Origin of the sequence: Lacimonas salitolerans (assembly GCF_042677865.1) — a bacterium.
Classification (GTDB): domain Bacteria; phylum Pseudomonadota; class Alphaproteobacteria; order Rhodobacterales; family Rhodobacteraceae; genus Lutimaribacter; species Lutimaribacter salitolerans.
This window is the reverse complement of record NZ_JBHUDD010000151.1, coordinates 37,691-46,942: the sequence shown is the minus strand read 5'-3', so window position 1 is coordinate 46,942 and position 9,252 is coordinate 37,691. Positions and strand designations below refer to the sequence as shown.

The 9,252-nt window shown below is 58.8% G+C and carries 6 protein-coding genes; 2 read left to right on the top strand and 4 right to left on the bottom strand.

What is annotated here, in order from left to right:
* The coding region (locus ACFTOW_RS16860) for a hypothetical protein (RefSeq protein WP_379917855.1) at positions 1–188 on the top strand (188 nt) is incomplete at its 5' end.
* 401 nt (positions 189–589) lie between these two features.
* Here the strand turns inward: ACFTOW_RS16860 and ACFTOW_RS16855 are convergent.
* The 4 genes from ACFTOW_RS16855 to ACFTOW_RS16840 are packed head-to-tail and all read right to left on the bottom strand — an operon-like array spanning position 590 to position 8,800.
* Positions 590–1,882 (bottom strand): McrC family protein, encoded by a 1,293-nt coding sequence (locus ACFTOW_RS16855; protein ID WP_379917852.1) that lies wholly within the window; start codon positions 1,880–1,882, stop codon positions 590–592.
* Positions 1,879–4,131 (bottom strand): McrB family protein, encoded by a 2,253-nt coding sequence (locus ACFTOW_RS16850; RefSeq protein WP_379917850.1) that lies wholly within the window; start codon positions 4,129–4,131, stop codon positions 1,879–1,881. The genes ACFTOW_RS16855 and ACFTOW_RS16850 overlap by 4 nt, the downstream gene beginning before the upstream one ends.
* Before the next feature lie 17 nt (positions 4,132–4,148).
* Positions 4,149–7,574, bottom strand: a complete 3,426-nt coding sequence (locus ACFTOW_RS16845) for an AAA family ATPase (RefSeq protein ID WP_379917848.1) — start codon at positions 7,572–7,574, stop codon at positions 4,149–4,151.
* Entirely contained in the window at positions 7,574–8,800 is a 1,227-nt protein-coding gene (locus tag ACFTOW_RS16840; protein ID WP_379917846.1) for a metallophosphoesterase family protein, read from the bottom strand. Before ACFTOW_RS16840 ends, ACFTOW_RS16845 begins: the two co-directional genes overlap by 1 nt.
* Before the next feature lie 123 nt (positions 8,801–8,923).
* Here ACFTOW_RS16840 and ACFTOW_RS16835 point away from each other — a divergent pair, with 123 nt between their 5' ends.
* The gene (locus ACFTOW_RS16835) at positions 8,924–9,250 is read left to right on the top strand and encodes a helix-turn-helix domain-containing protein (RefSeq protein WP_379917844.1); all 327 of its coding nucleotides are present in this window, start codon (positions 8,924–8,926) and stop codon (positions 9,248–9,250) included.
* Positions 9,251–9,252: the final 2 nt, after the last annotated feature.

Genomic DNA, 9,252 nt, shown 5'->3' with positions numbered 1-9,252 from the left:
TGTGTCTCCGCCAGTGGCGCGATTGTCGGCTCCAGCAGCTGATTGACCAGATTGATGATCGCTGGCAAGCGCAGGGTGCGTTGGCGGGACCTGCCTGGCGCCCTCCCTTTGATGGCTTCGAAGAGGTTGTCGATGAGAGCCCGGGAGGCATCAGCGTCTTGAGGGTTGAGGTTTTGCGTGATGGGTGAGCTCGGGCGGCCTGAACTTCTGCCAGCGCAAGTAGGGGCGGCTTGGGGACGCGGGGGAGACTTGAGCGCCATCGACGATCCTAGCGGATGTCGGGTCAACAATAGGTCAACCGGCGTATCTGCTTCGTTCTCCGTTGCGCGCCGGTCAGTGCGGTTGAATGTCGCTTGATGCGCGCCGATATCTTTGTGACGTCAAGGGCTTGGGCGGTAACTGGCTGAAATCTAACGAGAACCGCATTTCATCAAGTGGCGGCTCATAACCTGAAGGCCGCAGGTTCAAATCCTGCCCCCGCAACCAAAATTACACTCGTTATCAAACGCTTATGCGCCGCCCTCCGGGGCGGCGTTTGCATTTGGTCCGGGCGTGGAAGCACTGTGGAAGCAAGAGGGCTCGAAGTCCTTCATATTGCTGCGTAAGCCGGTATCTCCGATGACCTTAGCTTCCAGTTTTGCTCGCTAGGGATCATCGCATCGATTCCGGCCGGGATTCCGCTTCCTAAGGCGAGCTCTCGAACATCGACCGCGACGACATCCAGTACCGGCCGCTCTTCGGTCATGAGCACGAACTCGGTGATCCTTCCCGGCGGGCAGTCCCTTGATGCCGGGTAAACGAGCGCGAGTCGCTTGCAGCGGTAGCGACTGGCGTAGGCGTTCATCTGATACGCGTCGCCGCTCGAGACGCCGGAGTTCGCTTCGCCGAGATCAAGGCGTTTCCACTTTGCATCGAGGATGGCGACCGTCTCATCACCGCGCTGAATGGCGATGTCGGGGCGCAGCTGGAAGCCCGCCGTCGCGAGGTTCTTCCCAGTGCTCTGGAGCCCAACGGAAAGGCGACCACCATGCTGCGTCTGACAGGCGTGCCGTATGCGCAGCCCAAGCACCGTCTCGAAGAGCTTTTCCATGTTGAAGAGCAGCGCCGAACCAGCCGCGTCGCCAGTGCGAACATCCGGATAGAGGCCTGACAGCAGCCAGCGGGCCCTTGCAAACACCGGCTTCCAGTGTCGGATGGTGCGGTCAAGGCGGAGACCGTCAATGTCGCGGACCGTAACCGGTCGATCGCTTACCTCGTCAAAGCGATGGAGAAAGGCCGCCACCATCGCCCGAGTTCTTGGGCTCAGCGCGAATCCGAGAAGGTTCCGTAGGACGCCCTTCAGCGCCTGATTGTAGGGATTGTCGATGCTGCGCTCGTCGAAACGACAAAGCAGATGAGACTGGTCAAAGGCGTTTGCGCGCAGGTGCTCGGTAAGCTCAAGCCGTCCGCGGATGGCGTTGAGGTTCTCTGTCTTCTCTGAGTACCGGGCAATAGTCCCGCCTCGGAGCGCGGATTTCACTTGGCCGCAGAAATCCTCGATGAAGATGTCCAGGAGGTGGCTGTTCTGCCGCGCGAGGCCAGCATCGCCCACGCGCTTTGATCTAAGCTCACCTGCGCGCGCCAGCATGGCCACCAGAAGGCCCCGCATGTCTTCGTTGCTATCGCCCCCACGGTCGATCTTTGGAAGAATCTCGATGGCAAGCTGCTCTGTTTGCAGCACTCCGCAGAAAGGGCCGAACTTCAATGACCGATGACCCCAAGCGAGAACCCTGGGTGGCAGACTAACGGCCAGTTTTTCAAGGCCTTCTGCCTCGAGCGCGCTGATCTCGCCGGCCGGGCCGATGCTGAGGGCCTCCCTTTCGCGGACGGTCAGGCGCCTCATTCCGGCGGCTCGTATATCTTGCGGATTGCATTGGGTGTGATCTCGTCTTCCCGAATGATCTCGAACGCCTCGCCATCTCCGATTTCGGTCGGGTCCGCCTTCGGAAAGAGCACGACAGCACTCTGCGCGCGCGCCCGAACCAATTGCAGCTCCTCTTCCACGGCTTGATCGGCGAGGATGTATCGGATTTGCCGCCAGTCGTCGTAGAACACCTCTTGTAGGAAGGGCAGAATTTCCCGCGCAAAGACCCGACGCAGTTCGTCGAATGACTTCACATGGTAGAAATAGCTGTGGCCGAGCGTCTGGTCGCGGTGCAGTAGGCGGGATAGGCGGGCATTCATGGCCTGTAAAAGTTGACGGAGATCTATCGCGTTGCCCTCACCGTCGTCGATCGATTTGAGAAGTCCTGGCAGCGGCGTGAGTTCCTCGAACCGGAACCGGCGTCGTAATGCGCTGTCTAGCAGAGCGATCGAGCGGTCCGCGGTGTTCATAGTGCCGATCACGTCGACATTCGCGGGCACCCCAAAACGCTTACCGGAGTAAGGCAGCGTTACCTCCAAGCCGTCACAGTTGGGCACTTGGTTGCCCGAAGCGTCAGTGTGGATTCTTTTGTCCACCTCGACTAGCGTGATCAGCTCGCCGAATATTTTGGCGACGTTGCCGCGGTTGATTTCGTCGATGAATAGGGCGAAACGTTTGTCAGGCGAGCGTCGGGCTCGGTCACAAAGCCTTTTCAAAACCCCCGGTATCACCTTGTAGATGACCGTGCCATTCTCGGCGACGGGTCGAATTCCCTCGACGAAATCTTCGTATGCATAGTTCTGGTGGAACGTCACGAACTCGAAGCGCTCGCCGGCCTCGTCCTTGTAGTCTTGCCTCATTTTTTTAAGACTATGCGTCTTACCAGTACCCGGAGGACCATACAGAATGAGGTTCTTGGGCGGGGCCAGTTTCTTTGGAGACGCGTCTTCAGCACCGATGTCGCCCCCAAGTGGAGTGGCGCCCGATTCGATGGACGGTAGCGCCTTCCATAGGCGCTCCAATGTCCGAGCAGCCTTTGCCTTGATTTCGATTCCGGAAGACCGAGGGTTCCATTCCTGACCGGGCTCACGGCTTTGCAGCTGTTCCAGAGGGACGATTTCGTCCGACGTTGCATCGCGGACGGAGTCGAATGCCACGTCAACGAAGCGCGTTGTCTCTCCGGCGTCGCCCCGGGCCTGTTCCCAGTGCTCCGCTTCGTAGGGAGCGCGTGTGACCTTTCCGACGGCAACGACGCCTTTCGGAGGACTGCCGGTACGGAATAGAAAGACGCGGTCGCCCTCGCGGGGCTTGTTCGAGCTGCAGCGCCACCGATTGTCGGCCTTCTCCCCACTGATTGTCGTGGCCCGGTCGGTCGCAAGTGTCTCCCAGTTCCACTTGGAGGGGTTCCAACTAAGGAGCCAATTTTTTGTCTGGTTCTTCCACTGGGCCTCGAACTCTTCCTGATAAAAATCGATGTCCGCGCCATGTTCTTCTTCGAGTCGGTGGCGCAGCTCGTGCAGGGCCCGGTCGATCTCGACAGTGCTCCATTTCTTGATTTCCTTCTCTGGCGTGTCTCCAAAGCCGGCTAGGATTTGGCGCTTGTCGCTCTCGGAACTAATCCGTTCGAAGGTATCGGGAAACAGAAGATGTGGCAGTATGTGGATCAGCTGTCGGTGCCGCGCATCTGGTAGGCTGCTCAACCAGCCCGAGAATGCCCACGGTTCCGAAGTGATCTGTTCGCGCTCGGAGCCATCGCGAGCCTTGAAGTCCCGCAATGCGCCAATGAGAAAGACCAACTCGCGCCAACGGTGTGTGTTGTAAGCGGTTCCGGCGGAGCCGATGCCTTTTAGAACAGCGTCTGATAGGAGTGGGTGCGTCGCGTCCAGGTCCGTGCTCGACCAGGACCATATCTCCAGCACGTTCTCGCGTTTCTTCGTGGCACCGACGTTTGATGGAAATAGCAGCGCAAGCCATAGGCTCTCGGCCATCAGCTGCCGACAATCAGCGGAACCCTCCGAAAGCTGCACCTTCAATTTCGAGAGGAAATCACCTTCGCCGATATCGAGGTTCTTAACGAAGCGCCGATCCAATTCATCCAGCAGCTTCTGCGACAAAAGTTCCTTGCCATCTATGAAGACAGACCCGCCTGAGATGAGAGATTTATCGCGCCAGGTCTGTGCCGCAGCGTAAATGGGGTCGACATTATGATCAGGATTGTACTTTGACATAGCGCCAGCTTTCACAATTAGAGTAAATGAACGGTCGGCGGCGCATCACACACCTCTTTCGCGATTTCGACAACATGACGGTGATGGGTCAGGTAGATTGCCTGACCGCTCCGGCCGATCCGCTCCATGAGACGGCAGGCGGCACGCGTTCGATCTTCATCGAAGGTCTCAAAGACATCGTCACAGAAAAAGGGAAGCTGAACGCCCTGCGCTACCATTTGCTCGTAGGCGGCCGCGCGCAGCGCGAGGTAGAGCTGGAACCTCGTCCCCTTCGACATATCGCCAATCTGCTTGGGTGTGCCGCTCGCATCGACTGCCAACATGATTTCGGCCGCGCCGTCCGGTTGCGTCAGCAGCTTTTGGTAAGCGCCGTTCGTGAGTTCCGCAAAGGCGCGCTCAGTGGATGCCATCATGTCGCTCCGATGCCTGTCGCGATAGCGGCGGATGGCGTCTTCGGCGAGCCGCAGGCCAAAGTCTCGCTCCAGGTAATCAAGTAGCGCCTCTTCGATCAGCATCTGCAGCGTAGCGCGCCGCTCAACCAACTCGGCGATTTCAGCGCCTCCGGTGATATTGCTTAGGTCACGTTCAGCATTGGCCCGAGCCACGGTGGCGGTGGACATCTGTTCTTCCGCGAGGCTGAGATCGGTATCCAGGGACTTCGCTTTTGCCTCTAGCGTTACGGCGGTCTCATCGTTTAGCAGGAGGCGAGCTTTCTCTACATTCTGCAGTGAGAGGTCGTCGAGGATCTGCCGTTCGAGTTCGGCGACCTTTTCTCTCTTTGCGATGACGTCGAGGCCATTGCCCACAGCGGCTCGCAGGGTGTCGATAGTGCTGGTGTCTACCGTCTCTGGGAACACCGCGCCAAGTTCTAATACCTTCCTGTCGATGTCCTCGATCTTTGCCTCGAGGTCCCTTCGCAGCGCGGTGCCGTCTTCTAACTTATTGCTGAGCTCCTCGTGCAATGACTTGTCCGACTGCGCTTGGTCTGCGATCTCTTGCAGCCGCCGGAATGTATCGAGGGGGTCGTTCTCTGTGATACCGAAACGGGCACCAAGAGCGCCGGACGCTTCCGTGAACCGGCGTTGATCTTCCTGCATCGCAGTGACCTGGCGTTCGGCTTGTCTTCGCTTTTCGTTGTGTTCGCGTATTTCACGCAGTTGCCCGAGCGCTGCGACAAGCTTGTCTGGAGAGAGTGTATCGCTAAAAAGCTCATATACCTTTGCTTTCCAAGCCGCAGCCGTTGTCCCGGCGGTGTCCTTCAGGTCCCCTTGCTCGCTTTGCCGTCTTTCAAGATCCTCCTCTAGGGCGGCGGTTTTGTCTGCCGCCGCGCGCACCTCGTTTTGGTAGAGCCGCTCGGTTTCGGCAACATCGCGAGCGGCGAGCAACGCCGCATCAAATGTCGGGGTGTCCAACCCGACGAGGGGCGTGAGCGTCTGACGAAGCCGCTCGGCCCGATCCAGCGTCTCCCGGTGGTGTTCGGTAAGCCTATTCCGTTGCCGATCAGCGGATATGGCCTTGGCGTGGAGCTCAACCCAGTCCGAGAATGTAGAAGGGGAAAGCGCCGGAAGCCTGAGCTGCGAACATAGACCGTGGACTTGGCCCTCAAGTTCTCGTGCCTGCTCTGCAAGCTCATCGCGCCTCGCCCGGGTCGTCGTGGCGCGTGCTTCCGCTTCCGCCAGATCCTGCTGGAGTTTTCGCAGTTCGCCAAGCTCGCTGGCATGAGCAAGACGCGCAGCGTTGATGTCGTCCACTGTTTTCATCGCCGGTGCAAAGCTGTCAGCGCTCTCGGAAGTCAGTGTTTCGCGATGCGCTTGCCACAGGGCGTCACGCCGGGTACGGGCCTCCCGTTCCTCTTGGTCACTGCTGATCCTGGCGTCTTCAGAAATCCGGATGGTTTTCGCGTTCAACGCGGCGATGTCCTCGTCGAGACGCTCCAATCTGTCGTCGAAGCGCCCGATCTTTTCCGTTAGATCGGCATGCTGCTGGGCAATGTCTTCTGCTGCCGATTGATCAGCAGGGGAGTCGGGTACGGCGCTGAAGCTGCAGGCACCCACGCAAAGGGCGTCGAGCGCCTGTTCCAACATATTTTCGGCTGATGCGATGGCTTGCGTCGCCGTGGCTGCTGCTGGTGCCAGGGCATGGGCGTCGAATCGCTTCAGCAGGTCCAACACTCCCGTCTGCGGCGGGTTTTCCAGCAATGCTTGATGCGCCTTTTGCGCTTGGTTGATGCGAGCCTGCAAATTTGCTGTCTCGCGATGCCCTGTCTCCCAAGCCCCCGCCGCATCACGCATCTGGTCGCGCAGGCCTTCGAGGAGGGAAATCTCTGCCGGCGTTATGACAAGCGCGGTGACCTCGCAATCTTCGGGTGCCCCAAGGTCTTTGGCGATGCGCACCATGTCCGCAAGTGCTTCTTCATAGGCCCTTTCGCGTCTTGGAAGGTCTAGCACCGCCAATTTCATGCGGCTTCGTAGGTCTTCCAGATCAAGCAGCTGCTCTGCTAGGGCGAGGCGATCTGCGTCGATGACTAGTGCGGCGCGCGCCTGCTCAGCCTTAACTAGGTCGTCCAGCAGTCGCCGCAATTCGGCATCCGCCTGTCCTCGGTCGGTCCTCATCGTGACCAGGTCTTCTGTATTGATATCGATCCGTTGGGGATAGTCGGCGTAGTCGGCAATCTCATCCGCGAGGCGGTCGATCTCTCCCAGATTGGGCAGCACCCGTCGCAGCGCAGCGATGCGCGCCTGTTCGGTGCGAAGCTCGTCCCTTGCCTGGCGAGCCTTCGCCTCTTCATTCTTGGCGGCCTCAAGCGCATCCTTCAGCTTTCGCCACGCGTGGGCGCTGACATCGAGGTTGCGGATGTCGGTCTCAACATCACTCAACTCGCGCTTCAGTTCCGCGACGCGCGTTGTGCTGGCGCGCTTTTTGTATAGGCCGTTTGCCTCGGTCCTCGCATGTTCCAAAACTGCGTTGAGGTCAGCGACACCGGCCGCTGCGGAGAATAGCAATCGTCCGATATCACCTTGGGCGCTTGCAATATCCTCACCGCCTTTTTCGATAGTATCGTCATCGAGGCAAAGCAGGCTACGATAGTCGTCCAGCGACAGCCCGCCGAGGAGCGAAGCGATCGCGGTTTCGGGCAGGATCGCGTCAGCCTCTCCCCTGAGATTGCCGGTTCGGGACGGCAGTCGCGTAAACAGGCGGGTTTCGCCTCCGATGTCCAATAGACCGGAGACCCGAAGATTCTGTCGCTGGTGTTGGAACCCATAGGGCTCTCGATGGGGGAAGCCGTAGAGAAGGCGCAGATAGGCTTCCATTGTTGTGGTTTTGCCAGCTTCGTTCGGCCCGTAGATGACATGAAAATCCGAAGCCTGACCGGCTTTCCCGAACTCGAGCGCCTTGCTGGTGAAATGACCAAAAAAGTCGAGAGAGAGCCGCTCGATCCGCATCAGGCCGTCGCTCCCTTCATTCGCGCGAGGATTCGTTCTGCTCCGGCTTCTGCGAGACGCAGCGCAAGTTGGTCCATTGCAGCTTCATCCGGCAACAGCTCGGCTCGCCGTTGTGGTGGCAACTCCTGCTGAATACTTTCGATCTCTGCACGGCAAGTCTCGGAAAACCCTGGTTCCTCGCGGATGGTGTTCATGATCCCGGCTAATTCGTCCGTGGCGCTGTGCCCGCGCTCCGCGTTGTCGGACAAGTTGAGCACGACCTTGTCCAGCCAAAGCGTGCCCGACTCGCGCGCATATTGGGCCGCGGTCTCTTTCCACATGTCCTGATCGCGCAGGATCTGCCAACGCCGCCGTGTGCGGCCGGTAAGTTCCAAACGTATTACAGCGCTTTCCGATGGCAGGTTTCGTGATGCATCATGCAAGGTGCGCTTGAGCGCATCGCGTAGATCATCGTCGCTGTCAGCGTCTGTTGCGTCGATCTGCATGTGCAGGAACTCAACCACCGAGGTCGGCACTTCCTCGATCTCGATTTCCTTATCGATGTTCAAAAGAGTGGCAGATTTTGGGCCGGGCTCTCCCATGTCACGCCCTTGGGGCGTGCCGGGCATAACGATCCATGGTGTCTTGGAGTGGACCTGTCGGCGGTGAACGTGTCCCAGGGCCCAGTAGTCGAAGCCTGCTGCCGCTAGGTCTGCGACTGTGCATGGTGCGTAGGGATCATGGCCCTCTGCACCTGCCAGTGATGTGTGCAGCATAGCGATGTTGATCGCGCCTTCGACCGGCGCGTGGAATTTTGGCAGCAGACTTTCCGGGGCATGACGGTTGGCGAAGCTGACGCCATGGATCCAGACATCCTCCGTGAGTTGTACCTTGCCGCCACGGCCGTCAAACACATGCACATTATCAGGCAAGCTCAACTCACCGGTGAGAGGATTCTCGGCATCGTGGTTTCCTTTGATGTAGAAAACACGAATCCCACGTGCGCGCAGCCGCTCCAATTGCAGCATGAGAAAGGCCGCGGTACGCGCGCTACGTTCTGCACCATCAAATAAGTCCCCCGCGATCAGCAGGGCGGCCACATCTTCGGAAATCGCCGTTTCGACAATCCTCGTGAGCGCTGTGCGGCTTGATGTCTGGACCTTCTCCCGCAATTCTGCGTCGCGCAGTGCGAGCGATCTCAACGGGGAGTCGAGATGCACGTCAGCTGTGTGAAGGATCTTGATCATCTACTCGCTCCCGCTGCCGAACGTACATCCTGCTTCGCTGTTGATCAAATTGTGGATAAAGAGTAACCACTCGCAAATCTGCGAACAAGCGGATTGACGGGGAGAATGAGAGATGGATCTGCTATGTCCGCAGACGGTGTGACCTTCGGCCTAGCGATTTCGAAGGCCCGCAAGGCGATCGGGCTCAGTCAGAAAGAGCTCGCCGCGCGTGTCATGAAGGAGGAAGAAGCGGGGCCCATATCCCCGCAATACCTCAATGATATCGAACATGATCGGCGAAATCCGAGTTCCGGGCATTTGATTCGGCAGTTCTCGAGCATCTTGAACATTCCGGAAGATTATCTGTTCGCGCTTGCGGGCCGCCTGCCTGACGACGTGCGCCCCGACACATCTGATCCGGAGAAGGTCGTGGCAGCGTTCATGAGCTTTCGGCGTACGCTGAAAGAGTAGGG

Excerpts from the sequence above, each read along its gene's own strand:
- ACFTOW_RS16855 (WP_379917852.1), bottom strand. The coding sequence starts at position 1,882 with ATGAGGCGCCTGACCGTCCGCGAAAGGGAGGCCCTCAGCATCGGCCCG.
- ACFTOW_RS16850 (WP_379917850.1), bottom strand. The coding sequence starts at position 4,131 with ATGTCAAAGTACAATCCTGATCATAATGTCGACCCCATTTACGCTGCG.
- ACFTOW_RS16845 (WP_379917848.1), bottom strand. The coding sequence starts at position 7,574 with ATGCGGATCGAGCGGCTCTCTCTCGACTTTTTTGGTCATTTCACCAGC.
- ACFTOW_RS16840 (WP_379917846.1), bottom strand. The coding sequence starts at position 8,800 with ATGATCAAGATCCTTCACACAGCTGACGTGCATCTCGACTCCCCGTTG.
- ACFTOW_RS16835 (WP_379917844.1), top strand. The coding sequence starts at position 8,924 with ATGTCCGCAGACGGTGTGACCTTCGGCCTAGCGATTTCGAAGGCCCGC.